25 protein-coding genes are annotated in these 26,968 nt (G+C 58.0%); 15 read left to right on the top strand and 10 right to left on the bottom strand.

Going from position 1 to position 26,968, the window contains the following annotated elements:
• Positions 1-17: 17 nt before the first annotated feature.
• From N7220_RS09565 to N7220_RS09550, 4 genes are all read left to right on the top strand, one after another.
• On the top strand, positions 18-1,259 hold the full coding sequence (locus N7220_RS09565; RefSeq protein ID WP_283151225.1) for an efflux RND transporter periplasmic adaptor subunit: 1,242 nt from the start codon (positions 18-20) through the stop codon (positions 1,257-1,259).
• On the top strand, positions 1,256-4,528 hold the full coding sequence (locus N7220_RS09560) for an efflux RND transporter permease subunit (protein ID WP_283151224.1): 3,273 nt from the start codon (positions 1,256-1,258) through the stop codon (positions 4,526-4,528). The genes N7220_RS09565 and N7220_RS09560 overlap by 4 nt, the downstream gene beginning before the upstream one ends.
• Positions 4,525-6,039, top strand: a complete 1,515-nt coding sequence (locus N7220_RS09555) for an efflux transporter outer membrane subunit (RefSeq protein ID WP_283151223.1) — start codon at positions 4,525-4,527, stop codon at positions 6,037-6,039. Before N7220_RS09560 ends, N7220_RS09555 begins: the two co-directional genes overlap by 4 nt.
• A gap of 226 nt (positions 6,040-6,265) precedes the next feature.
• A complete protein-coding gene (locus N7220_RS09550; protein WP_283151222.1) occupies positions 6,266-7,624 on the top strand; it encodes a TAXI family TRAP transporter solute-binding subunit in 1,359 nt (452 codons plus the stop codon).
• Positions 7,625-7,702: 78 nt separating this feature from the next.
• On the opposite strand, the gene N7220_RS09545 is transcribed toward N7220_RS09550, so the two are convergent.
• Positions 7,703-8,407 carry a glutathione binding-like protein gene (locus tag N7220_RS09545; RefSeq protein ID WP_283151221.1) on the bottom strand — a complete coding sequence of 235 codons (705 nt, stop codon included), beginning with the start codon at positions 8,405-8,407 and terminating at the stop codon, positions 7,703-7,705.
• Between the two features lie 358 nt (positions 8,408-8,765).
• Here N7220_RS09545 and N7220_RS09540 point away from each other — a divergent pair, with 358 nt between their 5' ends.
• From N7220_RS09540 to pdxR, 5 genes are all read left to right on the top strand, one after another.
• Positions 8,766-9,338 (top strand): DUF4142 domain-containing protein, encoded by a 573-nt coding sequence (locus N7220_RS09540; protein ID WP_283151220.1) that lies wholly within the window; start codon positions 8,766-8,768, stop codon positions 9,336-9,338.
• A 130-nt stretch (positions 9,339-9,468) separates the two neighbouring features.
• Positions 9,469-10,041 (top strand): TetR/AcrR family transcriptional regulator, encoded by a 573-nt coding sequence (locus N7220_RS09535; protein ID WP_283151219.1) that lies wholly within the window; start codon positions 9,469-9,471, stop codon positions 10,039-10,041.
• 98 nt (positions 10,042-10,139) lie between these two features.
• Entirely contained in the window at positions 10,140-11,003 is an 864-nt protein-coding gene (locus N7220_RS09530; protein WP_283151218.1) for an SDR family NAD(P)-dependent oxidoreductase, read from the top strand.
• Positions 11,004-11,146: 143 nt separating this feature from the next.
• A complete protein-coding gene (locus N7220_RS09525) occupies positions 11,147-11,476 on the top strand; it encodes a YkgJ family cysteine cluster protein (protein WP_283151217.1) in 330 nt (109 codons plus the stop codon).
• Positions 11,477-11,559: 83 nt separating this feature from the next.
• A complete protein-coding gene (gene pdxR / locus N7220_RS09520) occupies positions 11,560-12,996 on the top strand; it encodes a MocR-like pyridoxine biosynthesis transcription factor PdxR (protein ID WP_283151216.1) in 1,437 nt (478 codons plus the stop codon).
• 11 nt (positions 12,997-13,007) lie between these two features.
• Here pdxR and N7220_RS09515 read toward each other — a convergent pair whose 3' ends face one another.
• Complete coding sequence (locus N7220_RS09515; RefSeq protein WP_283151215.1) at positions 13,008-13,376, bottom strand: YrdB family protein; 369 nt, start codon at positions 13,374-13,376, stop codon at positions 13,008-13,010.
• Between the two features lie 315 nt (positions 13,377-13,691).
• Between N7220_RS09515 and N7220_RS09510 the strand changes: the two genes are divergently transcribed.
• The 3 genes from N7220_RS09510 (at position 13,692) to N7220_RS09500 (ending at position 15,816) form a co-directional block, all read left to right on the top strand.
• Positions 13,692-14,384: a YoaK family protein gene (locus N7220_RS09510; protein WP_283151214.1), complete on the top strand. Its 693-nt coding sequence runs from the start codon at positions 13,692-13,694 to the stop codon at positions 14,382-14,384.
• A 629-nt stretch (positions 14,385-15,013) separates the two neighbouring features.
• Positions 15,014-15,223, top strand: a complete 210-nt coding sequence (locus tag N7220_RS09505; protein ID WP_283151213.1) for a hypothetical protein — start codon at positions 15,014-15,016, stop codon at positions 15,221-15,223.
• A gap of 275 nt (positions 15,224-15,498) precedes the next feature.
• The gene (locus N7220_RS09500) at positions 15,499-15,816 is read left to right on the top strand and encodes a hypothetical protein (RefSeq protein ID WP_283151212.1); all 318 of its coding nucleotides are present in this window, start codon (positions 15,499-15,501) and stop codon (positions 15,814-15,816) included.
• 92 nt (positions 15,817-15,908) lie between these two features.
• Here N7220_RS09500 and N7220_RS09495 read toward each other — a convergent pair whose 3' ends face one another.
• From N7220_RS09495 to N7220_RS09460, 8 genes are all read right to left on the bottom strand, one after another.
• Positions 15,909-16,208 carry a Dabb family protein gene (locus N7220_RS09495; protein WP_283151211.1) on the bottom strand — a complete coding sequence of 100 codons (300 nt, stop codon included), beginning with the start codon at positions 16,206-16,208 and terminating at the stop codon, positions 15,909-15,911.
• 35 nt (positions 16,209-16,243) lie between these two features.
• Positions 16,244-16,957: an SDR family NAD(P)-dependent oxidoreductase gene (locus N7220_RS09490; protein ID WP_283151210.1), complete on the bottom strand. Its 714-nt coding sequence runs from the start codon at positions 16,955-16,957 to the stop codon at positions 16,244-16,246.
• Positions 16,958-17,144: 187 nt separating this feature from the next.
• Positions 17,145-18,128 carry a glycosyl hydrolase gene (locus tag N7220_RS09485; protein ID WP_283151209.1) on the bottom strand — a complete coding sequence of 328 codons (984 nt, stop codon included), beginning with the start codon at positions 18,126-18,128 and terminating at the stop codon, positions 17,145-17,147.
• Positions 18,129-18,410: 282 nt separating this feature from the next.
• Complete coding sequence (locus N7220_RS09480) at positions 18,411-19,391, bottom strand: glycosyl hydrolase (RefSeq protein ID WP_283151208.1); 981 nt, start codon at positions 19,389-19,391, stop codon at positions 18,411-18,413.
• 221 nt (positions 19,392-19,612) lie between these two features.
• Complete coding sequence (locus N7220_RS09475) at positions 19,613-20,566, bottom strand: trypsin-like peptidase domain-containing protein (protein ID WP_283151207.1); 954 nt, start codon at positions 20,564-20,566, stop codon at positions 19,613-19,615.
• Between the two features lie 245 nt (positions 20,567-20,811).
• On the bottom strand, positions 20,812-22,308 hold the full coding sequence (locus tag N7220_RS09470) for a methyl-accepting chemotaxis protein (protein ID WP_283151206.1): 1,497 nt from the start codon (positions 22,306-22,308) through the stop codon (positions 20,812-20,814).
• Positions 22,309-22,371: 63 nt separating this feature from the next.
• Positions 22,372-23,235, bottom strand: a complete 864-nt coding sequence (locus N7220_RS09465; RefSeq protein WP_283151205.1) for a type 2 periplasmic-binding domain-containing protein — start codon at positions 23,233-23,235, stop codon at positions 22,372-22,374.
• A 161-nt stretch (positions 23,236-23,396) separates the two neighbouring features.
• Positions 23,397-24,035, bottom strand: a complete 639-nt coding sequence (locus tag N7220_RS09460) for a CDGSH iron-sulfur domain-containing protein (protein WP_283151204.1) — start codon at positions 24,033-24,035, stop codon at positions 23,397-23,399.
• A gap of 674 nt (positions 24,036-24,709) precedes the next feature.
• On the opposite strand from N7220_RS09460, the gene N7220_RS09455 reads away from it, so the two are divergent.
• From N7220_RS09455 to N7220_RS09445, 3 genes are all read left to right on the top strand, one after another.
• Positions 24,710-25,735, top strand: a complete 1,026-nt coding sequence (locus N7220_RS09455) for a cupin-like domain-containing protein (RefSeq protein ID WP_283151203.1) — start codon at positions 24,710-24,712, stop codon at positions 25,733-25,735.
• Between the two features lie 105 nt (positions 25,736-25,840).
• Entirely contained in the window at positions 25,841-26,227 is a 387-nt protein-coding gene (locus N7220_RS09450) for a nuclear transport factor 2 family protein (protein ID WP_283151202.1), read from the top strand.
• A 117-nt stretch (positions 26,228-26,344) separates the two neighbouring features.
• Positions 26,345-26,857: a DUF1993 domain-containing protein gene (locus N7220_RS09445; RefSeq protein WP_283151201.1), complete on the top strand. Its 513-nt coding sequence runs from the start codon at positions 26,345-26,347 to the stop codon at positions 26,855-26,857.
• Positions 26,858-26,968: the final 111 nt, after the last annotated feature.

Genomic DNA, 26,968 nt, shown 5'->3' with positions numbered 1-26,968 from the left:
GATTTCCAGGAGTTGTCGTGAACGCGCTAAACCGACTATCCCTTGCACTGGCCTGGCCCGCGCCGTGGCGCTCGCTAGCTTTGATGACTACCGCCGTGTTCGGGCTGAGCGCTTGTCAGCGTGAACAAGCGCCGGCGGCGCCGGTGGCAGTGGTGGTGGCACAAACGGTGCATCCCCAAGCGGCTGGCGCGGTGGCTGGCGATTCAATGCGCTACCCGGTTGAGGTGGCGTCGCGCTACACCACGGTGATGTCGTTCCGGGTGGCCGGTAAGGTCATCGAACGTTCCGTGCGGCTGGGCGATACGGTGCACAAAGGGCAGGTGCTGGCGCGGCTTGATCCCATCGACGCGCAAAAGCAGGTCGCCAGTTCTCAGGCGGCGCTGGATGCGGCCAGTCACAAGGTGGTGTTTGCCAAGCAGCAACTGGATCGGGATCACGCGCAAAGCGCACGCAACCTGATCGCCAAAAACGAACTGGAACAAAGCCAGGACAATTACACCGCCGCCGTTGCCGGGCGCGATCAGGCCGCCGCCCAGTTGCTGCTGGCGCAAAACAACCTGCAATACAACTCGCTGCTGGCCGATCACGATGGCGTGATTACCAGTGAGAACGCCGATACCGGCGCCGTGGTGACCGCTGGCCAGGCTATCTACGGGCTGGCCTGGGATGGCGATGTTGATGTCACGCTGGATGCCGCCGACACCGATCTGGCGCGGATTGAAATCCGCCAGAACGCCAGCGTTACCTTCCCGTCGCTACCCGGCCATCGTTACGACGCCCGGGTGCGCGAGATTTCCCCTGCTGCTGATCCGCAAAGCCGTACTTATCGCGTCAAACTGACCTTGCTGCATCCTGGTGATGAAGTGCATATCGGCATGACAGGCGACGCGGTCCTGTTGCCGCCAGGCGTGAGCGATGCGGATAACAGTGTGGCCAGCTCCGTTGCGGTGGCCGACCACCCCAACTTCAAGATTCCCGCGACGGCGATCTTTCATCAAGGTAAAGATCCTGCGGTGTGGGTGGTCAAGCCGGGCAGCGCCATTCTGGAATTGCGCACCGTGGCAGTGGCCAGTTATGGCGAGCGCACCGCAACGGTCACCAGCGGTTTGAAAGATGGCGAGCAAATTGTGCTGGCAGGCGTGCACACTGTTTTTGCCGGGCAGCACGTAAAACCGGTCGGCCCCTTGTTTCAGAACGAGGCCGACGCTGACGGCGCAACCACCAAGGCGCCAGGCGCGGGTACCGGAGCCGCGCAATGAGCGAGCAGCAACCGGATCACCCCAATCAGCCTGCTCCCGATGCTCATGCAGCGGCCAGCCAACCCACACCCACTGAGTCGGCGGCGCATGTTCCCGCAGATACGCCACCTGCCTCGGCGGTCGAAGATGCACATGGCGGGCAGACCGCTGAGCCTCCCGCCCGCCGGGAAGGATTCAATCTGTCCAGCTGGACGCTCAAACATCAGGCGCTGGTGACCTTTTTGCTGGTGCTGATCACGCTGTTTGGCGTGCTGTCCTACAGCAAGCTGGCACAGTCCGAAGACCCACCGTTTACCTTCAAGGTGATGGTCATCAAAACCCTGTGGCCCGGCGCCACCGCGCGCCAGGTGCAGGAACAAGTGACTGACCGCATCGCCCGCAAACTCCAGGAAACGCCGGATGTCGATTTCCTGAACAGTTATTCCCGGCCTGGCGAGTCATTGCTGTTCTTCACCATCAAAGACGCCGCGCCGCCCGCGCAAGTGCCGGACACCTGGTATCAGGTGCGCAAGAAAGTGGGCGATATCGCCTATACGCTGCCGTCCGGGGTGCAAGGGCCGTACTTTGATGATGAATTTGGCGACGTGTACACCAATCTGTATGCGCTGCAGGGTGATGGTTTCTCCTTTGCGCAGATGCACGATTACGCCGAACGTTTGCGCGTGGAGTTATTGCGCGTGCCCGGTGTAAACAAGGTCGATTTCATTGCTGACCAGGAACAGCGGATTTACGTCGAGATCGCCAATGCGCAACTGGCCAAACTGGGACTGACCCCGCAGCAAATTGCCGACGCCGTTAACGCACAGAACACGGTCGCCGCCGCCGGCGTGTTCACTACCGCAGATGACCGCGTCTTTGTGCGGCCGAGCGGTCAATTCCAGAGTGTCGAGCAACTGGCGGACACCTTGATTCGGGTAAATGGCCGCGTGATCCGGCTGGGCGATATCGCGAAAATCAAGCGCGGTTATACCGATCCGCCCACCGAATACATGCGCGTCAATAACCAGAATGCGTTGGGCATGGGCATCACCATGGCGCCGACTGCGGACGTCATCGCCCTCGGTAAAGCGCTGGATGCCAAGACCAAACGCTTGCAGGAGTTATTGCCAGCAGGTCTGAAGCTGGTGGAAGTCTCCAGCATGCCGCACGCGGTATCGCACTCGATTGATGACTTTGTTGAAGCCGTGGCCGAAGCCATCGGCATTGTGCTGGTCGTCAGCCTGATCAGCCTGGGTTTGCGCACCGGCATGGTGGTGGTGATCTCCATTCCGCTGGTGCTCGCGGCCACGGTCTTGTTCATGCACTTGTTTGGCATCGGCCTGCACAAGGTATCGCTGGGCACGCTGATTCTGGCGCTGGGTTTGCTGGTTGACGATGCCATCATCGCCGTGGAAATGATGGCGGTGAAGCTGGAGCAAGGCTACGACCGCATGCGCGCCGCCGCATTTGCCTATACCAGCACGGCTTTTCCGATGCTGACCGGAACGCTGGTTACTGTGGCTGGCTTCTTGCCGATTGCGCTGGCCGAATCGGCCACCGGCGAATACACGCGTTCAATCTTTGAGGTGTCGGCCATTGCGCTGCTGTTGTCGTGGCTGGCGGCGGTGGTGGTCATCCCGTTATTTGGCTACCGTATTTTGTCTGAGCACCCTAACCGGCGCGCTTTCGGGCATCACGACGATGCCAATCAAGCCGCGCATCACGACATTTACGACACGCGCTTTTACAAACGGCTGCGCGGCTGGATCGGCTGGTGTGTGGATCGGCGCGGGCTGGTGTTGCTGATTACGCTGGCGCTGTTTGTCGCTGCCATGGCTGCGTTCACGCTGGTGCCGCAGCAGTTCTTCCCCAGTTCTGACCGTACCGAACTGCTGGTGGATCTGAGCCTGCCGGATGGCGCGTCGTTTGCCGCCACCCTGCGTGAAACCCAGCGCTTCGAAGCCACTCTGGCCAAACGCCCGGAGATTGACCACTTTGTCGATTTTGTCGGCTCAGGCGCGCCGCGTTTTTATCTGCCGCTGGATGAACAACTGGCCAAGCCCAACTTCGCCCAGGTGGTGATCACCGCCAAAACCATTGCGGATCGGGAAAAGCTGGCGGCGGATCTGGAGCCGGTCCTGCATAACGAATTCCCCACCATTCGTTCGCGCATCAGCCGCCTGGAAAACGGCCCGCCGATTGGGTTTCCGGTGCAATTCCGGGTAACCGGCCCGGAAATTGCCACCGTGCGCCAGTTGGCCGAACAAGTCGCCGCTGTGATGCGGGCCAATCCGGATACCACGAATGTGCAGTTTGACTGGGATGAGCCGGGTGAGCGGTCTGTGCGCTTTGAACTGGACCAGACCAAAGCGCGGGCGCTGAATGTGTCGTCGCAGGATGTCGCCAATTATCTGCAAATGTCGCTCACTGGTTACACCATCACCCAGTTTCGTGAACGCGATCAGTTGATAGGCGTCGATCTGCGCGCGCCAGAGCATGACCGTATCGATCCCTCGCAAATTGAACGGCTGGCGTTGCCTTCGAGCAATGGCACCGCCGTGCCGCTGGCGGCGCTCGGGCGCTTTACCTATGGCCTGGAATACGCGGTGGTGTGGGAGCGTGATCGCCAGCCGACCATTACCGTGCAATCGGACGTGCAACACGGAGCGCAAGGCATCAATGTGACCGATGCCATTGATCCCAAACTGGCCAGTTTGCGGGCGCAACTGCCCATTGGTTATCGCATTGAGGTCGGCGGCGCGGTGGAAGAAAACGCCAAGGCACAGGCCTCCATCAATGTGCAGATGCCGATTCTGGTCATCGTGGTGCTGGTGCTGCTGATGGTGCAATTACAAAGCTTCAGCCGGGTGTTGATGGTGGTGCTGACTGCGCCGCTGGGTTTGATTGGCGTGGTGCTGGCGCTGTTGTTGTTCCGCATGCCGTTTGGCTTTGTGGCCATGCTGGGTACGATCGCCATGTTCGGCATCATCATGCGTAACTCGGTGATTCTGGTGGACCAGATCGAGCAGGATATCCGCGCCGGGCACAACCGTTTTGACGCCATCATTGGCGCCACGGTGCGGCGCTTCCGGCCGATCACGCTCACTGCCGCTGCGGCAGTGCTGGCGTTGATTCCGCTGCTGCACAGCAACTTCTTTGGCCCGATGGCGACCGCTTTGATGGGCGGCATTACCGTGGCCACGATCCTCACACTGTTTTATCTGCCCGCACTGTACGCCTTGTGGTTCCGCGTCAAACGCGATGAAGCGCGGCAGGAGACCACACCATGAACAAGTCTTCGATCCAGCGTTTTAGTCTGGCCACGCTGGCACTCAGCCTGGCCGCTTGCGGCGCGTTTGGGCCGGACCGTAATCCGCCGGTGATGCCTGCTCCCGAGCACTATTCTGCGGCCCCAGTCACTGCAAGTCAGCCCGCAGCATTGCCTATGGCCGATGGCGTAGCGCAAACCCTGGAGATTGGTGCAACACCGGTACCTGAATGGTGGCAGGCGTACCAGTCCGAGGCATTGAATGCACTGGTGGCCGAAGGGCTGGAAAACAATCAGTCGCTGGCTGCCGCCCAGCACACACTCCAAGCCGCTCGTGAAGCGCTGCGCTCGCAAATTGGCGATTCGTTATATCCGACGGTCGATGTGGGCTTCAGTCCAACGCGCGAGCGCACCTTGATTCCGCTACTGACCCAGCAAACCTTTATCGAGAATGTCTTCGCCGCGCAGATTCAGGCGTCATACACCTTTGACTTCTTCGGCGCTGCCATCCTCGCCGACCGGGCGCTGGCCGGGCAAGTGCAACAACAAGCGTTCCAGCTGGAAGCCACCCGCCGCGCGCTGGCGACCAATATCGTGGTTGCGACTATCAACGCGGCTTCGCTACAAGAACAACTGAACGCCACCACGCAACTGGTGGCGCTGGGTGAACAGCGCGCCCAACAAATGGCGGCGCGCTTCGAGCTAGGCAGTGCTTCGCGTGACGATATGCTGTCGGCGGAACAGGACGCCGCCAATGCCGCCGCCACCTTGCCCACTTTGCGCCAGCAATTGCTGGCCGTGCGCCATGCTCAGGCCGTGCTGCTGGGCCGCACGCCGGACCAGGCGCCGCAACCGCTGGCGTTGAGTGAGCTGCATCTGCCTGCCAATGTTCCGCTGGCGGTGCCGACCACCTTGTTACATCAGCGCCCGGATATCCTGGCGGCCGAGGCTGCGGTGCGACTGACCGCCGATGAAGCCGGAGCTGCGACGGCATCGATGTTTCCTTCGCTGACATTATCCGCCGCCTATGGGCGCGGCGGCTTTGACTGGTCCAGTTTCACTTCGCCTGCCGGAGTGATCTGGAGCGTGGGCGCCACGCTGACGCAACCGCTGTTTCACGGTGGCGCGCTGGTTGCGCGCAAGCATCAATATGAGTCCACCAACGAAGCCGCCGTCGCGCAATACCGGCAGACCGTTTTGTCGGCATTCCAGAATGTGGCCGATACGCTGGTTTCGCTGGAGGAAGACGCTAATCTGCTCAACCAGACCCAGCGCGCCGCCAATGCCGCCCGCGAGATGTCCAGCAACACGCAAGCGCGTTACCAACTGGGCGCGTTGCCGTTCTACGCCACGCTTACCGCCGGACAACAGTACCAAAGTGCGCACGTGCAGTTTGTGCGGGCACGAGCAGCGCGCCTGGCCGACACCGCTGCCCTGTTCGACGCCATGGGCAATCCACCGGAGGACTACGAAGGCAACAGCCTGCATGAGACTGTGGTGGGCAAATCGACCAGTAATACGGCAAAACCATAAGGCATGGTTCCGCTGGTGCCAGCAAGCGAAAAAGGGCCGTGTCTTTGCGGCCCTTTTGGTATCTGCAGCACTGCGCTTTTACTCGTCCTGATGATCGCCTCCACGGTCGGGTGATGGCATTGGCGCCACAGTCTGTGGCTTGGCAATCCACTGCCAGTTGCACCTCATATCCCGCCTTGACCGCCCAAGCTAAACTACCGCCCACCTCAGCTCTGGACGTTATCCCATGCCCCTTGCCCACCTATCCCGTTTCGCCCGGCTCAATCCGCGGACGGTGACCTCAAAACGCGAACTCATCATTTTGTGGATCGCCATTCTGGGCTTGTTCCTGATCGCCGGGGGCTTGCTGGTGTGGCTGGTAGAGCCCGCACCGCCCAAGACCATTGTGATGAGCGCCGGGCCGCAAGACAGTTCGTTCATGCCGACGGCAATGGCCTACAAGAAGATCCTCGCGCGCAATGGCATCACGCTCAAGGTGCTGCCGTCAGGGGGCTCGGTGCAGAATCTGCAACGCTTGCTCGACCCCAAACAGCCTGTGGACATCGCGCTGGTGCAAGGCGGCGTCGCGGGTGGTCTGGATACCTCTTCGCTGATGTCTCTGGGCAGCGTGTTTCATGCGCCGATTCTGGTTTTGTATCGTGGCGAAAACATTACGCAATTGTCGCAATTTACCGGGATGCGGATCGGCGTGGGCGAAGAGGGCAGCGGCACGCGGGTGATCGCACTGGATTTGCTCAAGGCCAACGGCATCGTGCCAGGCGGCCCGACCACGCTGGTGCCGGTGGATGGTGAACAAGCCGCCAACGAGCTGGCTGCTGGCAATCTTGATGCCGCGTTCTTTGACGGTGGCTCTGCCTCACGCGCCACCATGGTGAGCGTGTTGCATCGGCCAGGCATTTCCACCATGGATTTCGCCCAAGCCGCTGCCTATACCCGGCGCTTCACTTATCTGGATGAAATCGACCTGCCGCCGGGCGTGCTGAATCTGGGCAAAAATGAGCCGCCCAATACCGTCCATTTGATCAGCCCGATGGTGGAGCTGGTGGCGCGTTCCAGTTTGCATCCGGCTATCTCCGATTTGCTGATTGAGGCAGCGCAAGAAGTCCACGGCAAATCTGGCTTGTTGCAACACGCGGGCGAATTTCCCAACCCCGAGGCACATGAATACCGCATCAGCGATGATGCGGCGCGCTATTACAAGTCGGGCAAAAGCTTTTTGTATCGCAGTTTGCCGTTCTGGGTGGCCAGCTTGCTGGATCGGCTGGTCGTACTGCTGGTGCCTATCGCCGTGTTGCTGGTGCCGGCGATGCGCGCTTTGCCGGCGTTGTATCGCTGGCGCGTGCGCTCGCGGATTTACCGCTGGTATGGCTTGTTGATTGCCATTGAGCGTGGCGCCATGAGCAACACCCAGGGCGCCGAGCGCGAGGCGCTGGTGAAAGAGCTGGATGCCATCGAAGAGAGCGTGAACCGCATGAAGATGCCACTGGCCTATGCCGATGCGTTTTATGTGCTGCGAGAACACGTGAGCTTTGTGCGCGAACGGCTCAGCGATGCATCCCGCCGCGAAGCTGCGACGCCTGCTTAGTGCGCCAGACGTAACAAGGCCGCGACGCTGTTACTGTCGCGGCCTTGTTGCTGGATATCTCTCCGGGCGAAGACCAGGCTACACGCGCTTGGGAATACCCAATCCGCGGACCACTGCCGGGCGTGCGAGGAAAGCTTGCAAGACCCGGTTTACCTCGGTGAAGTCGGCAAAGCCGACCAGATCACCCGCTTCATAAAATCCAATCAGATTATTCACCCACGGGAAAACGGCGATGTCGGCAATGCTGTAGTCGTCGCCCATCAGCCACTGACGCCCGGCCAGGCGTTGATTGAGCACGCCCAGCAAACGCCGTGATTCCGCGACGTAACGATCACGCGGGCGTTTGTCTTCGTAGTCTTTGCCAGCAAATTTGTTGAAGAATCCCAACTGCCCAAACATCGGGCCAATCCCGCCCATCTGGAACATCACCCACTGCAAGGTTTCGTAGCGCGCTGCCGGATCGCTGGGCATCAGTTGTCCGGTTTTGTCGGCCAGGTAAACCAGAATGGCGCCCGATTCAAACAAGGGCAGCGGTTTGCCACCCGGGCCATTGGGGTCAAGGATGGCCGGGATCTTGTTATTGGGATTGAGCGAAAGGAACTCCGCCGACATCTGGTCATTGGTATCAAAACGCACCAGATGCGGCTCGTAGGCCAGGCCGGTTTCTTCCAGCATGATCGACACTTTCACGCCGTTGGGAGTCGGCAGTGAGTACAACTGCAGCAGGTCGGGCTGCTGTGGCGGCCATTTGTGGGTAATCGGGAACGCGGAAAGATCAGCCATGGTCGGTCCTTTGCAAAGCAGAAAAACCCGCGAGGCTGGCTCCCGGGTAACGGGGATGACACATCAGTCAACAAGCCCGCGCAATACGCGGGAGACTTGCCTGGTTGGTAGCAAACACAGTGCGGGCCGGATCACCATTTCTCAAGCCAATGCGGCTAATCAATCTACCAGCGTGCCAAAAACCGGCCATTTGGAACCCGCAAACCAGTATGTAGGTAAAGACGGACAGCATTTTGGGCGTTTTCAGCCGTGGCTCGCCGCGCCCACCGACAGTTACATAGGCCGACGCGCTCAACAATCGGGAATCGATATTTGTTATAGCGCCAGATGCTGTCTGGCGATCGTGAAGGAGTTCATCATGATCCGGTTACCCCGATTTGTTCCCTGCCTGCTCCCCGCGCTGCTGTTATGGACGAGCGCCAATTTTAGTCAGGCGGCCGATGCGCCGGTGGCTTCTCCCGCCAGCGCCGCTGCGGTGCGTACCCCGGTGGCACCGCTGGAGGCCACATTTATCGACAACGCCGCGCGCGCCAATCTGGCCGAAATCCGTCTGGGCGAACTGGTGCTGAAAAAAACCGCCGTGCCGGAGGTGAAATTCTTTGCCCAGCGCATGATGGATGAGCATCGCACCAATCAGGACAGCCTGCGCCAACTGGCTGAACTCAAAGGCGTGAAACTGCCCGATGGTTTGAGTGTGCAAGACCAGCAGTTGTATGACCGCTTGAGCCAGCTTCCAGCACCACAGCTGGAACATGACTATATCGGCATCGCCGGTTTGAAAGGGCATCTGGATGCCCAGAAGTTGTTCACAGCGTATGTGAAAGATGGCAAAGACAAAGACCTGGTCAGCTATGCCCAGATGACCTTGCCGACCATCAATGACCATCTGGAAATGGCGCGCCATATGCTGGCCAACTCAAAAAGTGAGTAGTGATTCTCGCTGCTGGTGCTGGTTTACGGCTTGCTGTTCTGGGCGGCGATGCACGGTGCTTGTGTTGACGAGGTTCGCTCCCTATAATTGAGTACTTACTCAGTTAATATTCAAGCGCCAAAATTCCGCCATGGCCCGACCCAGAAGTGAAGACAAACGCAATGCCATTCTTGCCGCCGCTGAACAAGTGATCGCGCAGGAAGGCCTGAGTGCGCCCACTTCAAAAATCGCCAAAGCGGCGGGCGTGGCCGAAGGCACGCTGTTCACCTACTTTGCCAACAAAGATGACCTGCTTAATCAGTTGTATTTGCAGATCAAATCCACCATGCGTGACACCATGATGGATTCATACCCGCACAAAAGTGACGCCAAAACCCGCGCCAGTCATTTCTGGCACAAGTATGTGGAATGGGGCGTCGCTTTTCCGGCCAGCCGCAAAACGTTGTCGCAATTGTCGGTGTCCGACCGGGTCACCGAAGACAGCAAAGCGCAGGGTATGCGGTCGTTTGCTGATATCAACACGCTGGTGCAGCACAGTATTGCCGCTGGCGTATTACGCGCCCAGCCACCGGCGTTTGTCGGCGCCATCATGGGTTCGCTGGCGGAAACCACCATGGATTTCATGAGCCGCGAACCGGCACAGGCGCAGATGTATGCCGACGCCGGGTTTCAATCATTCTGGAACGCCATCGCCGCCAAGTAATGAGAGCAGGTCATTGTTTGCGTGCGATTTTTGTATTGATCAATTAATGAGTGATTAAACGCTCATAAACTTGGTCATCTCAGCAAAAGGATCACATCATGTACAAAGTCTGGTTAGTAACCGGTAGCGCCAGTGGCTTGGGTCGGGCGATTGCCGAAGAGGCGCTGGCGGCGGGCGATCAAGTGGTTGCCACCGCGCGCGATCCGCAACAACTGGCCGATCTGCGCGAACGCTATGGCGATCAGGTCAGGGTCGCCGCGCTAGATGTTACTGATCAACAAGCGGCCATCGCCGCAGTGCAACTGGCTGTGGATGAATTCGGGCGGCTGGATGTGGTGATCAACAACGCGGGCTACGGCCACATCGCTCCGTTCGAACAAACCAGCGCCGCAGACTTTACCGCGCAGATCGACACCAATTTTTTCGGCGTGGTGAATGTGAGCCGCGCCGCAGTGCCGATGATGCGGGCGCAACGTTCGGGCCACATTATCCAGGTGTCATCAGTCGGCGGGCGTATGGGCACGCCGGGCTTGAGCGCTTATCAAGCGGCCAAATGGGCGGTGGGCGGGTTTACCGAAGTATTGGCGCAAGAACTGACGCCGCTGGGTATCAAGGTGTGCGCGCTCGAACCCGGTGGCATGCGCACCAACTGGGGTCAGCGTGCCAGCCAGTACATCCCTCAGTTGTGGCCTGAATATGAAGCCTCGGTCGGCGGCTTGTTGGCTTTGCTCAAGCCGCATATCGGTCATGAGAACAGTGACCCGGCGCGCATTGCCCAAGTGGTGTTGCGTCTGGCCTATCACGACGCACCGCCAGCGCATCTCTTGCTGGGGAGCGATGCGCTGCATTATGCCGGGCTGGTCGAGGCAGATCGTGCTGCCGCCGGGGAACGTTGGCGCGCAGTGAGTGCCACCGCAGATGCGACCGAAACCGGCCCGATTCCACCTTTGCCGCTGCATTGACGAGCTATGGCGCGTGGCACTCATCGACCAGCATCATCCGAAAGTGGCGTGGTGTGCCATATCTGCCCGGGCATCGGCGGCAGTTTGCCGGGCAGGGGGCGGGTCGCTATCATGCGCCACGCCCTCGTTTTCAAGCAGAAATCATGACTCACCCGTGTCTGGAATGCGGCGCCTGTTGCGCGTCTTTCCGGGTCTCGTTTTACTGGGCCGAAACAGACGCCCACCCGTTCGGCTCAGTGCCGCAGCAACTGACGACCACCATTAGCCCACATCACGTTGCCATGCGCGGTACCGAGAACAAGCCAGTGCGCTGTGTGGCGCTGACTGGCGAGATCGGTCAGCCGGTCAGTTGCAGCATCTATACCCAGCGTTCCAGCACTTGCCGTGAGTTCGCGGCTGGCAGCGAATACTGCAACAAGGCGCGTGGCATGCATGGCTTGCCGGTGCTTGCGCCAGGTAACTACGACGCCTGAACGCGGCGCGTCAGGTATCCGGACAGCTCCGGCCAGTGGTATGCCAGAATGAGTCGATCAAGACTCATCAAGATAGCCACCGCATGGACATCCATATCAGCATTGCCGGGCGTCACGACCTGATCGGGCAAATTTACCGGCAATTGCGCGCCGGAATCCTGGATGGCCGTCTGGCCGCTGGCGAGCGCTTGCCCTCTACGCGTGATCTGGCGGTGCAATTGGGCGTCTCGCGCAAAACCACGCTGGATGCATTTGAGCGCTTGATCGCAGAAGGCTATCTACGCACCCGCACTGGAGAAGGCACCTTTGTCGCCGACTCACTTAACCGCGTGCCAGTGACGTCAACAGAAGCGCAAAGCGAACCGGTGCAACTGGATTCCATCTGGGACGACATGCCGGACGCACTAGCCATGCCCAAGGCGGGCACCGCGCTGGCGCTGGATTTCAAAGGTGGCATGACCGACAAAAGCGCCTTTCCCTTTGAATCCTGGCGGCGTTGCATCAACCATGCCTTGCGGCTGCAAGCGCGGGGCCGCGGCGAGTATCACGATCCGGCGGGTGAACAGGAACTACGACTGGCGGTGTCGCGGTATCTGGCATTTAACCGGGCAGTGGTCAGCAATTGGCAGGACGTCATCATCACCCAAGGTGCGCAGCAAGCGCTGGACTTGCTCGCCCGGGTGCTGATTCGCCCCGGCGATACCGTGGCCATGGAAGACCCCGGTTATCCGCCCGCCCGCGCCTGTTTTACCGCAATAGGCGCCAGAGTAGTGAGTGTGCCGGTGGATGAACAGGGGCTGGTGACCGCCAAACTGCCTGCGCAAGCCAGGCTGGTTTACGTGACGCCATCGCACCAGTTTCCGCTAGGTATGCCAATGAGCCTGGAGCGGCGGGTGGAGTTGCTGGAATGGGCACAGCAAAACAAAGTGGTGATTGTGGAAGACGACTACGACGGCGAGTTCCGTTTTGAAGGGCGTCCCATGGAGTCGCTCAAAAGTCTGGATCGCGCGGGACTGGTGGCCTATGTCTGGACGTTTTCCAAGACCATCTTTCCCGAGTTGCGCGTGGGTTATGTGGTGCCGCCGCTGTCGCTGAAGCCGGCGCTACAAAAAGCCAAGCAAATTGGCGATTGCCACTCTTGCACGCTGACCCAGGCGGCAGTCGGCCGGTTTATCCTCAATGGGGACTTCACCAAGCATTTGCGGCGCATGCACAAACACTACGAAACCCGCCGCGCCATGCTACTGGCGCATCTGCACGGTGATCTCGCAACGTGGTTTGAACCAATTGTGCCTGCGGCGGGCATCCATTTAACCGCTTTGCTTAAACCCGGACTGGCCGAAGAAACGATTATTGCGGCGGGGCGTGAAGTGGCAGTGGGCTTGTACGGCATATCCGGCTTTCATACGGCGCGGCCCAAACGGCCCGGCATTTTGTTTGGTTATGGTGGCATTAGCGCTGCCGATATCGATCAAGCACTGGGCAAGCTGGCGCACGTATTGCGCTCGCGCGGGGTTTGAGCGCTCGCCCTTCAGCGGCGCAGCAACCAGAGATTGCGGTCCCACGACAACGCGTAGTGAATAACCAGCGCCGCGGCCAGGCACCGCCCTTGCGTAACCGCGCCGGTGGCAAATAGCGCCCATACCGCAAAGCCGAAAATGACCGCTTCGATGGCCAGCCGCACCATGCCAGGCACCGCCACCAAGGCATCGCCGGAGCGGCTGTGGTCCCCGGGTACATTGAAAATGCCCCAGATGGTTGCCGCCAGCAGCGGATCCATCAGCGCCAGGGCATAGCGCGCCAGTCCGTCATGCTGCGTCCAGCCCCAAAAGCTCATCGCTACCAGCGCGACCAGTTCGAGGATAAACCGGAACAGCAGATTGACCGGGTGATAGCCCATGGCGCCTCTCACAGCAGAAGGTAGTCAGCCGCAGTGTAGATCACCGCCAGAAAAATACCGGCTGCGCGGGTACAGTTCGGCGGCTGGGCAACTACAGTTAATCGCGGTTGGTCCGTGGGGTAATTGGCAAATGCCAATGCGGACTGGTCGGCTTTTTGCTTGCCTTCAACCGAACTGCGGCATCACCGTCCTGCTTGATACCGATAACCCATGCGGCCTCTGAACATGCTAAACGCATATCCATCGATGAATGAATCCGGTTAATCTGCAGCCTGTTTGCCATGACTTGGCTCTTTTGTTGCAACAAGGAACCCCATGAAAACTGTGAATCTGCCTGGTGTTCTCAGCGCTACCGGCGGTTATGTCGATACGGCTGGTTTTCTGGCGCTGCAAGGGCTGTTTACGGCTCATGTCACCGGCAACTTCGTCACCTTGGGCGCGGCGCTGGCATTTGGCACTTCAGGCGTGATTGCCAAGCTGGCGGCGTTGCCCTTGTTCTGCGTGGTGGTGGGGCTGGTACGAGTTGGCGGCGCGGTGCTTACTCAACGGCAGATTGCAGAAATACCGTTTCTGCTGGGACTGCAAACACTGCTGCTACTCGTTGCCGCAGTGTTTGCAATCGGCTTGGGGCCGTTTCCCAATGGCGATCACTGGCCAGCGTTGCTCACAGGCATGACGCTGGTCGCGGCAATGGCAATCCAGAACGCGGTGCACCGGATATATCTATCCAGCGCGCCGCCAACGACCTTGATGACCGGCAGTACCACCCAGATTGTCATTGATGCGGTGGATCTGTTGGGCGGTTTACCGGCCGAGCAGCAGGCCCTGGTCAAAAACCGCATCTCGCGCCTGGCAGCCACGGTGCTGGCCTTCGCTGTTGGTTGTGCCGCTGCCGCAGTGCTGTTCCATTTGATCGGCCTTTGGTGCTTTGCACTGCCACCCTGGCTGGCGCTCGCCGCTACTTGTCTGGCGCGCCAGACAGTGGCATTTCCTTTACCTGCTCATTAGATTTGCCGTGCTTTGACAGACCAAGCCCGCGCCAAATGCACACAGCCGGGCACGGCTGGCGTTTGACGGTTTAAGGTTTCTTCCTGAGCCGAAAATGGGCACAGGCAAATCTGTGTTGATGTATATGTCGATACTTCCCGAATATTAGAAATATCTTATTGTTTCAATATCCAGATTAATCAGGGCAAATAAATTGCCTTTAACAACAAACATGAAAACGGAACCGGTTTCATATTCAAATAATTGACGCTGATATATCGGAAAGAATCCAGGTTTTTTCAAAACATATCGCTTTTCGGCTCATGCGATATTGGGAATGGGTAGTGCAATTTGCACGCGGCTGGTGCAATTGAACGCCCAAACCGGTGCAACCATCGGCGCGAACTTGAGCTTGCAATAAACGAGCGGCTCTGGTTGTTTTTATGAGTGCCATTGTCATTTGGTTCTTGACAAATTTCTTATTAAATAAGACGATGCACGCAGGGTTACCCGCCCTGTCCTTCGCTTGCCTTGGTAAACCATACCAGGATTTTTATCTTTATGGTTTGTTGCCGGGGTAGGTGTCTCGCGTTTTTTGTCCGGCACTTTCGTTTCTTACACATCGCAAATATTTTGGGGTTGCTACGGCGATGAATGAAAGTCTGTACGTGCTTCAATACAGTGTTGAAAGCCAGAATTTCCACGTTGAAAAATTGTACGTAATGCTGGATAAAAACGTCCGCGCTTTTACCAGTGGAATCAAGGTCGGGTACGTGCCTTTAGGCATGTTCGAAAACCTGGATGATTTGCTGGAAGCAAAAGCCCGTTTGATGAAATCCAGGCCAAAGAAACTGGCTTGATTTGAATTCCCATTAGCTATTTCCTTACATCGCGTATTTAAAATAGCGAGGTATGGGCATATCTGGCACTTTTGTTATCGCGCGCAATTGGTGTTGGCTGGCATATGTATATTCCGGATCGGTCTATATATTGCCGAGCCATTCTGCTGAGTCGGGGTGGATGGCTTTCGTCGCCAAAGTGTCGCGCCGGCGGCACGCCACGGTGTCACCGGGTTTGCAGTGGTGCGGCTGGGTCTAGAATTGTCGCTTGACCAAATAGTGGCCGGATTAGCCGAATGACTGCCAGGAAAGTGATGTCGCTGGTGCTGATGTGCCTGTTTACGGGACTGATGCTGTATTCAAGCTACAGCGTGCAACAAAAGCGGCGGGAGGCGCAGGAAACCTGCGGACCGCTGAAATCGATTGCTACGGTCGAAGCGCTGCAAACGTATATCGCCCGCCAGAATATGCTGGGCACGATTGCGGCCTCCGGGGTCAGCTTTGTGCAAATGAAAAACGGCTACGGTTATCGTGGCTGCCGTATTGAAACGGCGGGTGGGGTGGTCAAAAGCGTGTTTGCCAGCTACGGGGCGCAAGACACTTCTGCTCGCTAAATAAACGGGGCGATTACCAGTCTTATGCCGCGTAATAGAAAAAGCCCCGCACACTACGGGGCTTTTCGCGTTAGGGCATTGTGCAGGCGAGGTCAGAGGTCGTAATCCAGCACGATCACATCGTTCAGGCACGGTTGTAGCTGTGCCACAAAGGCCAGATGTGCCGGATGCACCATATAGGTATCCCGCGCGGCGGCATCCACAAAAGTGAAGTTGAAAACATGCGTAAAGCCTTTGCCCAAGCCTTCCACGCTGTGATTGATACCCCAATCGAAGGCAGTGATGCCATCGATCTGCAGCGACAACGCCACGAATGCGGTTTCCAGTTCGGTCCGGGTTGCCGGGGAAAGGTCATCTTTAAAGTTCAGTAAAACCAGGTGGCGGATAGCCATGAGAGTGCATCCTTGTTCGGGTTAAGCCTGCTGGATCAAACCACGGCGGGATAGCGCCCGCCGTTTTCCAGTGCGGGTTGGTCGATGATCTGGCGGATCGCGCGGGCAACCGCATCGGCGGAACGCAATTCGCCTGCTTGTTTGCGTTGGACAAAACGCGCTACATCCGGAAAGTCGGCAACAGTGCTGCTGCGAATCAGCGCCTGCATACCGGTATCCATTACGCCGGGGTCAATGTTGATGGCAAAGAAAGGCTGGCTCTGGGCAATCTGTTCCAGCGCGACTGAACGGATGAAATTCTCCACACCTGCTTTGGCGGCGCAATACAGCGACCAGCCGGCATAACCCTTCAACGCGGCACCGGACGAAACGCTGGCGATGATTTTGCGGGCAGCGTGCCCCTGAAATGCACCAACAACTTCACTGATAAACACAATGGCGGAAGCAAAGTTGGTGTTGATATTTGCCAGTACCGCCTGCGGGTCTTTGACGGAAGTGGGGCCGATTGGGTCGAGTACGCCCGCGTTGTTGATCACCACAATTTCATCCCACTTTTGCCCGGCCAACGCTCGCAGTGTGGTCGCCACCGTTTGCTGCGTGGTGACTGGGTCGGCCAGATCAACCTGGATCGAATAATCGTGCGGGGCCGAGCGGGAAAACTCCACCACGGTAAAACCCGCGGCAAGATATTGATTACACAGACTGGCTCCCAGACCTTTAGAGCCGCCACTGATGATTGCGAGACGCATGAATGCTTCCTGTGATGGTCGCTGCCGGGACGGAAACTGCCGATTGGGTCCGCAAACCGGTTTATCTACCCGCAAGTACATGAGGCCAAAAAAAACCACCGCAAGAGGCGGTGGTCGCTTGGCGCTTATCGCAGTGTGCTCATGTTCTGACATGCACCGCACCGCTGGCGATGCTGGTGGCGCCGCCTCACCACGGTAGCGTCACATACTGGCTACCCATGGCCGTCAACTGGCCCGGTCCGCTCAGCAAATTGATAAACAAGGGATTACCGGACAAGCGACTGGTGTACCAGGCGTAGCGATACACGTCGCTGCGCGTTTCCAGGATATTAGTCATCTGGGCCTGCTGCGCCAGTGCCTTGCTCAGGCTATCAATCTGCAGCCCGTCGTTGCCGGTATGAAAGTTGTCGAATTCGGTGACCCAGATCTGCTTGCCGTATTTGTCCATCCGGTCCAGTGCCGCCGCCAGTCCGTAGTCATACCAGTGAAAAGCCAGAAAATCGATCTTGGGATCGCGTTGATACAGTGCCCGAAAATCTTCGTAAAAACTGTCCAGCCAATACACCGGATCGCCATAGTGCAGCGTGTTGCCGTTAGTCATGGCCGGCCCGACCAGTTTCACACCGGTTTTGGCCGCAATGTTCTCAAACCGTGGCCACACCGCCACGGCTTGCCACGGCGTCATATTGGCTTGTGTGGTGCGGTTGGGTTCGTTGAGAACCAGCAGGAACTTGACCGAAGGGTGAGCCAGCAACCAGTTGATCACGTCGGCATCGACAAAGTCTCCGGTCTTGATCATGGGCACGAATTCCATGCCGTACATGGCCTGGTAGTCTGAAGGGAGATTACTGGTGGGGGTGAGATTCCAGTTGTACCACCAGCTCACGCCCGGCGAGACTGCGGCCAGATCGAGCATTGAATAGCCGCCGAGATTGTCGGCAATACCGCGTTTGGTGCTCTTGGTGGTGTTTTTCGGCACAGGCGTAACCGCGACGACTGGCTGTTGCGGCAGCACTGTGGTGGTCTGTTTGATGCTGGCGGATGCAGTGCTGGGCATGGCGGAACTACTGCTGTCCTGACCATCGCCGCAGCCGCCCAGCACCAGCGCGGCACCCAGTGCCAGCAGGGAGCCCAGGCAGCGCAAGCTGTCTCGTTGTTTCTGGATTGGCATAACCGGATTCCTCTTTTGCGAGCACGATGTGTGCGGAACCCCCCCCAAGGGCAGCGGCACAGTGCAGCATCAGGCGCAGGCGGACATGCCCGGTACACCATATTGCCGATGCAGTTGACTGTGCTTATTCAGATCTTTATCTGGTTGTAGACCAACGTCATATTGGCGCGTTCTGGCAACAACGACAGGGCGCGCAAATTACCGACAAGCGTGGCTTTATGCAGAGTAGTCGAGTATTTGATCCTGAAGCCGCTGATCCGTGCCACCCACGTCAGCGCCTGTTTACCAAGGTTGGGTGAGGTACTTGCTACCCAAGTCGCTCAATATGCCACTGCCTGCCAGCAAGCTGTCGAAATGCGGATCTGGATTAATGCGCCCAGTGAACCAGGCATAGCGGAAAACATCGCTGCGTGTTTCGCAGGTGGCAACCATGTCGGCCATTTGCGCCTCTTGTTTGGCCAGCGTATCAATCTGCGCGCCGTCGTTTGAGCTATGCCAGTTGGCAAATTCGGTCACCCAGAATGGCTTGCCGTATTTGGTCAGCCGATCCAGCTGCGCGCCCAGGCCGTAGTCGTACCAGTGAAAAGCCAGGTAATCGATCTGCGGATTGCGATTGCCATTGGCCGCCTGGTAGGCCGCGTAAAACGCATCCAGCCACACCACCGGATCGCTATATCCGGCCATGGTGCCCCAGTTCATCGCCGGGCCAACAAGCTTGACGCCGGTCGCGGCGGAGATCGCCTCATACCGCGGCCACAATGCCGCCGCCTGAGCGGGCGTCATATTGGCTTGATCGACCAGATTGGGCTCGTTAAGCACGAGCAGATATTTGACCGACGGGTGTACTTGCAGCCAGCTAATGACATTGGCGTCGACAAAGTTGCCGTTCCACAGCATGGGATAAAAATCCATGCCATAGCGGGCTTGGTAATCCGTGGGAATGCCGCTGTTGGGAGTCTGCCCCCAGTTGTACCACCAGCTCGCACCCGTCGCGACAGCCGCCATGTCTTGCGACGAGGCCAGATCATAAGCAATACCGCGCTTGGCGCTTTTGCTGGCTGGCGCCGATGTTGGGGTAGGGGAGGGGGTTGGGGTGAGCGCCGGTGCGGGAGTGGGCGTGATTGGGGCTGCATTCGAGCTATTGTTGCCAGTACTACCTGCAGACCCACCGCCGCCGCCACAACTTGCAAGACCGAGGCAAACGCTTACAAGCAGGAAGGCAAATGCGCGCCTGCAGTCACCAATCAAATTGAAATTAGGCATATCTGCTGTTTATTCCTGCTGCGGCGCTTTGCCGCACCCTGTCTGCTGTGGTGGGAGATAGAACCGTTCCCGATCGTTGTTGAATACTGATCGGAACGCATCCTGACATTTACCAGGCAGGGCGGCAAGGCATAGCGCACGTGCAGTCATTTAGTCGCGATAAACGGTAAACAGAGCACAATTGCACTCAAAGTACACAATACTGCATCTTCGTCAGGCTCTTAGCGATAACAGGAAATCGTCACCATTGCGTGTTCCAGATTCCCGGAAATTGCGCTTTGCGAAACCGGCTGAGTTGCGGTGGCCATGAGTGGATCGATGTTGTATGCCTTCAGAAAGGCGATGATTTCGGTGTTTTTGATAGCTGGACTTTGATGGTCGGTACTCGATACATCTATGGTGTGCGAAGCGGTTTCGGTATTCGTGTTCACTCCAACCATGCCAATCAAGTGCCCGGCCTGGTCTAGTACGGGGCCGCCGCGGGCGCCCGGGACGATTTTGCCTGAGAGTTCAAACATATGCGGATCATTGCCTGCCGCCTTGCCCTGAACCTGCGCCGGACTAAGCAAAAAGCTATCTGTGGGCTGGTTGGGCAGCATGTAGCCCCCAACAAAAACCGGCTCACCCAAGACTGGTTCGTCTGAGCGGAACTTTATCAGCGAACCTGTACCCCAGCCGTCGCGCAACAAGGCCAGATCGCTGGCACCACTCAAGGCAACCTGCAAAGCGGCGCGCTGATTATTGATCATGACCTGACTGCAATCGTGTACCAGGTGTTTGCTGGTCACAATCAGGCTGTTGGCAACCCGAAACCCGCTGCCGGACGCGATAGATCGGCTTCTAACTTGATAGGTTTGCGTGGTCCGGTAACTGGCCCATGCGCCAAAACGGGAATAGGCATAGTTGGTTACCGTGCGTGTGGAACTTACAGTGCCACCCTGATTGCCATTGCCTGAGTAAACCTGGCCACCGCTAGAAGGATCAACATTGGAAAACGTCACATTCCCGGCTGCATCCTTTGATTTATAAACCTCGGCCGGGCAATGGGCAGAGAGGATCAAGAGGGCTAGAACGCCAGGCAACCGGATTTTCATGATTGATTTTATTATTGAAATGAGGGCTGCCATCATTTCAAATGGTAAGAATTGCGTCAACTTCATGATGGAAATTGACATAATCAAGATACATATTTGCAACGCAAATGCGGCTTGGGGTAATTGGGTTTAAGCCGTCTGGTTCCAGGCTGGAGGTTGCGAATCGCGGCAGCTGTGTTTGATTGGCGTGCCGGCTACGGGCACCGCAACATGAAATACCTTTCCCTTGGAGGGAATGAAGCCCTGGCTGCAGGGCAACACAGCATTACGCAGTACTAAAGCGGTCAGAGCGGGAGAGCCCACCCGCATCTGACCACACGGGCCAATCACAAGTGGAATTTACCCAGTTCGTTACGCAGGCTCTCGCCAATATTCAGCACTTCACGACTTTCGGCGTGGGCCGAAGCGGACATGTCGTTTACCTGATGCGCCAGCCGCTGGATGGATTCCACATTGCTGCTGATGCCAGAGATGGTGCGGCTTTGCTGTTCTGCGGCGGCGGCCACGTGCACGTTCATGTCGTCAATGATGTCGATATTGTCGCGGATGCGCTCCAGCGAAACGCCGGCTTCTTGCGAGCGCTGTACGGTGTCATCCACGCGGGCGTGGCTGCGGTCCATCGCTTCACCGGCATTGCGCGCGGCCGATTGCAGTTTGTCGACCATCTCGGCGATTTCGCTGGTGGAAGCACCGGTCAGTTGGGCCAGTTTGCGCACTTCATCGGCCACGACTGCAAAACCCCGGCCCGCCTCGCCCGCACGGGCGGCTTCGATGGCGGCGTTCAAGGCCAGCAGATTGGTTTGTTCAGCGATATTGCGGATCACGTCCAGCACGCGCGTGACGGCATTGCAGTCGTTGCGCAGATCAATAATGCGATCCCGCGTATCGGTAATCTCGGCACCCAGCTGGCCGACTTGTTCAACCGTGTTGGTGACCACGCTAACGCCGGATTGGGTCTGTTGCTTGGCCTCGTGCGTGCTGGTGGCCGAACGCGTGGCGCTGCTGGCCACGTCTTGCGCCACTTTGGACATCTCGGCCAGTGATTGTGCGGTTTCTTCCGCGCCTTCCAGCTGTTTGCGGCTGGCGGCGGAGACTTCGCTGGTGCGTGCGGCCAGGCCATCTGCGGCCACCGACAACTGTTTGGCCGAACCCACCACCGTACTGAGCAGGGTGTGCAGGTTTTCCACAAAGCGGTTGAAGCTGCCCGCCAGTTCGCCCAGTTCGTCATGGCTGGAAATAGTCAGCCGTTTGGTCAGATCGCCGCCACCGGCCGCGATTTCGCCCAGTGCCCGGTTGATGCGTTTGACCGGGCTGGTCACAAAGGTGCGCATCATGATGGCCAGGCTGAACATCACCCCTGCCAGCACACACAACACGGCGCCCACCACGTACAGCGAGGTAACGCGGATTTGCTGACCGACCGAATCGGTACGGAAATCCACCACCACCTGACCCAACGCATTGCCATCTTCGCCGACCAGTTTGATGGTCTGGCTTTGCAACAAGCTGTCAGACACCGTTTGCTCTTGCTTGATCTCGCCCAGCACCTTGCCGCGTTGGTCTGCCACGTGCAGCCGGTAAACGTGATTCTGTTTGATGAACGACGCCAGAATCGCGCTGATCTGGCCGTTGTCGTAGGTGAACACCGGATCACGCAAGACGATGCCCAGCACGTCTGAGCTTTCGCCGATTTTTTCCTGCAGGTCTTGCTGCGCCTGGTGTGAAACCAGCGCATAGCTTACCCCCAGCACCAGGATGGTGATGACCAGCACCACGACGCTCACGGTGCCGATCAGGCGGGTACTGATTGATCTTGTTGTCATGCCCATAGACTTCCCCTCACTGGTAGTTGCAACCGGCGCCTGCTTGCACAAGCGCTACGCTGCTTAGTATTTGGTGATATCCAGCCACAGTTCGGGCCGATTGACCGGGGTTTCCGGCGACATGTACGGATTGGGAATACGGAACACCAGCCGGTCTTTCAGATGCCCGCGTGACAGCGCATCGGACACCAGCGGGTTGCTGTAAAACAGCTTGTCGTAGCTGCCGTCCTTGATGGCTGCTTCCATGCCGCGCGTGATGGCATCCGCCAGCGGTTTGTTGTCTTTGGCGACAAAGAAATACATGGCAAACGGGTAGACCAGCAGGATGTGTTTTTCCACTTCCAGATTCAGGTCTTTGTATTTTTCCACCTCGCTCCACGGTTCGTGGATGGCGCGGGGAAAGTAATCAAAGCGCTCGCCTTCCAGCATCGGGAACATGCTGGCGTATTTGACCGGCGTCACCACTGGGAGATTGGCCGATTTGAGCACTGCGGTATCGCCCCAGAAACGGCCCTGACCGGCTTTGAGTTTTTTCAGGTCGTCCAGCGTTTTCACCTGATCAAACTTGGGTTGATCGCCTTTGCGGATGATGAAAATCCGGTAGCCGAGCATGCCTTTTTCCAGCGGGATGCGGATCGGCGTCAGTTCTTGCTCGTACGAAGGTTGAGTGCCGGCCCACATCACAGACATCTTGCCTTCCTTGAGGTATTCGACCGAGCGCGCTTCTTCCGAGAACTGCGGCAGCGCCTGGAAAGTGGCATCCGGCATGGATTTGGACAAAGCCAGCTTGAGCACCGACAGCGCCAGTTGCTCTTTGGGCTCGGTGGCCGGATTGGTGATGATGACTTGTGCGGCGAGCTGGGGTGCCAGACACAGCAGTCCCAGCAACAAAAGCGCCCCTGCGGCGCGCTGGATATGCAAACCCATCAGATACTCCCCCATTGTCCTGCATTTGTTATACCGGACCGGCGTGTGCATCAGTCCGGGCAATGCAGTGTTACATGCGCTGATACATTGCCGTTATAGGGTATGCCAGTTAGCTAAGCCACCTCACTTCGGCCCTATTGAAAGGACACACAGCCCAACCGTCAGGGTTCGCTGCGAAAACCGGCTTTGACATGGCTACCGTCGCAGTACGGTTTGTTGCCAGAGTGGCCGCAACGGCATAACCAGGCATCGGTGACGCGGTTAATGGTTTTGCCGGTGCCGGTCACCACTTCCAGACAGCCGGTGACATGCAACGGGCCATTGGGTGTGGGTTCAATTTGCAGATCACCGTTGCGTTGCGCCAGCGGTTCGCTGGTCGCGGCGGGTGCTTCACCGCTGGCGGTAAACCCGGCCCCGGCATGACTGCCATCACAGAATGGCTTATGGCTGGAAGCCCCGCAGCGGCAGAATGTGGCGCGATAACCTTGCGTCTGACCGTTGATATAAATTGGCCCATGCATCGCCAAAGGGCCGTTCTCGCGCACCCGTACGGTGTTCACCAGCGGCGCCGCCTCCAGCAAAGTGCCGTCCAGACCTTGGCACTGAATGGCACCGGACGGGCAGTTGCGGGCCAGCTCCAGTAGTTCGGCCGTGCTGGCCTGGTCAGGGTGTATCCATTCTCCGGCCACATTGGGCACAAAGACATCTGGCCTATCCAGTACGCAGTGGCGAGAGTGAATGCAGCGCTCGCTATCAAACTCGATAACGGCACTGCTACCGCGAACGATTTCCTTGCTCATATTGGTCTCCTGCTAAAACCAGGCGCGTGGGCGCAGTCGAACTGGTTTATCTGCCCTGATACCGGTGGTTGACCGGATTTACTGGCGAGCTTCAAAACTCATTCTAGGCGGCAACGCGCGCTTTGCCGGGAAGTGGCTTGCAGGCTGCTATCTGGCCACCTCAGCCGGATGGTAAGGGAGAGCCATGCTGCGGGTGGTGTGTTCACAACATATTGATAAATATCAACTTACAACGGAGCCCGTTCGCAGAAATTTCTCACAAGTCTCATAATTCATGCACTTACCTTTTGTACTTTCACACGTTCAACAGGAGTGCATCATGGGCAACTTATCCGCCGGTACCACCCTTAAATTCCGAACCAAACCCGCCCCCTTGCCAGTCAACATGGCAACCCGGCCCGGCCGCCCATCCTTTGCTCAACGCAATCCGTCCGCGTTCTCGTGGTTGTTGCAATTGCAGGAACACAAATAAGTTCTACGGCACGGTGACGCCGGTTTATTTCCATCTGCCACCGAATGTCTCGTTTACCGAACGCCTGACCGCTTGCCGCTACTCAGACTGGGGCTCGCGAAGTAGGCTATTGCGCAGTATCGAGGGTGGTACATACCGGGCCTCGCGCTGGTGTGTACCCGGACAACGAGACAATAACCACTGGCACTGACCAGGGAGGCGGATGGAAACGCAAAATCAGACAACACCGCGGGTTGTGGTGGATCACGAATGGCGACGCTGGATTGCCGAAAACCTGCTGCTGGGCGGTGCGCCGCAGGATTTGACCAAGGTGATGGTGGCGGCCGGGGCCGACCCGGAAGACGCACTGCGTGAGGTTCAGGCTGCGCTGGCCAGCCCGTATCTGGCGGGCGCCGAACGACTGAAAAACCGCCTCGCCAAGCACGATTGGGTGCTGGACAACCAGCGGCGGCTGGAGCAACTACGCTCGCCGGAAATCCCGCGGCGCCAGCGGTTATCCAGCGCCGAGTTTTTCAACGATTACTACACCGCCGGGCGCCCGGTGATCATCACCGGCATGATGGATCAATGGCCTGCCATGCAGAAATGGAGCCTGGATTACTTCGCCGATCGCTGTGGCGAGCGCGCGGTGGAGGTCCAGTTTGGCCGCAACAGTAACGAGCACTATGAACTGGACAAACGCCGGCACGAAAAGAGCATGCGCTTTGCCGAATTCGTGCAACTGGTTCGCACCCACAGTCCGACCAACGATTTTTACATGACGGCCTATAACGATTCGCACAATCGGCAGGCCCTGGCCGAATTGTGGCGCGACATCTTGCCGTTGCCGGAGTATCTGAATCCGGGCTCAACGGATCAAGGTTTCCTGTGGTTCGGCCCGGCGGGCACCATCACGCCGTTTCACCATGACCTGACCAACAACTTCATGGCCCAGGTGATCGGCCGCAAACGCATTTTGCTGGTGCCCGCCAACGAAATTGCCAGCATGTACAACCATGAACACTGTTTCACCTATGTTGACGCCCGCAATATCGACTACAACCGCTTCCCCGCCATGCGCAATGTGCAGGTGCGCGAGTGCATTCTGAACCCGGGTGAAATCCTGTTCCTGCCGGTGGGCTGCTGGCATTTTGTGGAAGGGCTGGAAGTCTCGGTAACGATGTCGTTCATCAACTTTCGCTGGGGCAATGATTTCACCAGCACTTACCCGGCGGCGCGTACTTTCTAGCGCATCCTGGCCTGGTCGCGACCGATCGCCGCGCCCTGCCGGATACGCAGGGGCGGCGATTTGCTTTATGGTAGACAGCTTGTTGTCCACCTGTGAGTAGTGCAAATGACTAGCAGTAATACCAACGAAGCGGAAGAGGTCGTCGCTGGGCAGCTTGCGGCGTACAACGCCCGCGATATCGACGCCTTTATGGCGTACTGGCATGACGATGCTTTGTATTATGAGCACCCTGCAACGTTGCTGGCCGAGGGCGCTGCGGCGATTCGCCAGCGCCACGAAATCCGTTTTGCCGAGCCGCTGTTGTTTGGGCAATTGCTGACGCGGGTGTCGGTAGGCAATCTGGTGGTGGATCGCGAAGTGGTCCGGCGCACGTTTGCGGGTGGTGTGGGCACGGTGGACGTGATTGCCATTTACGAAGTGAGCGACGGCAAAATCGCCAAGGCGTGGTTCAAGCTGGGCACGCCAAAGCTGGATACGGCGACTGATCACTGAAGCAGCCAGACGATTGATCGTCCGCCTGGCATTTCGCAGTCCGATACCGCTGATAACAGCTTGAAATTGCCCACATTGCCGCCACAGTTAGCTGAACCTTCAAGGAGCAATCAAGCCATGGCAGTTTCGATGTATCGCCTTTCCATTCCGGTGTTTCAGCGCGGCCTGCGAGTGCTGTCCAGCTATCTGGATAAAGCGCTGGCCCACGCCCAAGCCACCGGCTTGCCGCCGGAAATGCTGGTACATGCCAGGCTGGCGACCGACATGCTGCCATTGGCCGGGCAGATTCAGCGAGCTTCAGACACTTCCAAAAACGCCATTGGCCGCCTTGCGGGCGTTGAAGTGCCGCGATTTATTGATTGCGAAAACAGCTTTGCTGAACTGCAAACGCGCATCCAGAAGACCTTGGCGTTTTTTGACAGCATTGCGCCCGAACAAATGGAAGGCACTGAAGCCACTGAAGTCACGCTGGATTTCAGCACCATCAAAACCACGTTCAGCGGCGATGAGTATCTGGTGACCTTTGTGCTGCCCAACTTCTTTTTCCATATCGCGACGGCACACGACATCCTGCGCCAGCACGGGCTGGATATTGGCAAGACCGACTACCTGGGACCGTTTGGCGAGTAAGCACACTGGCTAGCTGCCGCCGGGTTTGAGTGGCAGCACCCCATCCCGATTAAGCTACGGTGAAATAATCGCCAGGGCTCGATCGGGATTTTCATTTGCGGCGTTATCGGC

It is taken from the genome of Silvimonas soli, assembly GCF_030035605.1.
Lineage (GTDB): Bacteria > Pseudomonadota > Gammaproteobacteria > Burkholderiales > Chitinibacteraceae > Silvimonas > Silvimonas soli.
The sequence above is the reverse complement of the archived record's forward strand: the minus strand, read 5'-3'. Positions and strand labels throughout refer to the sequence as shown.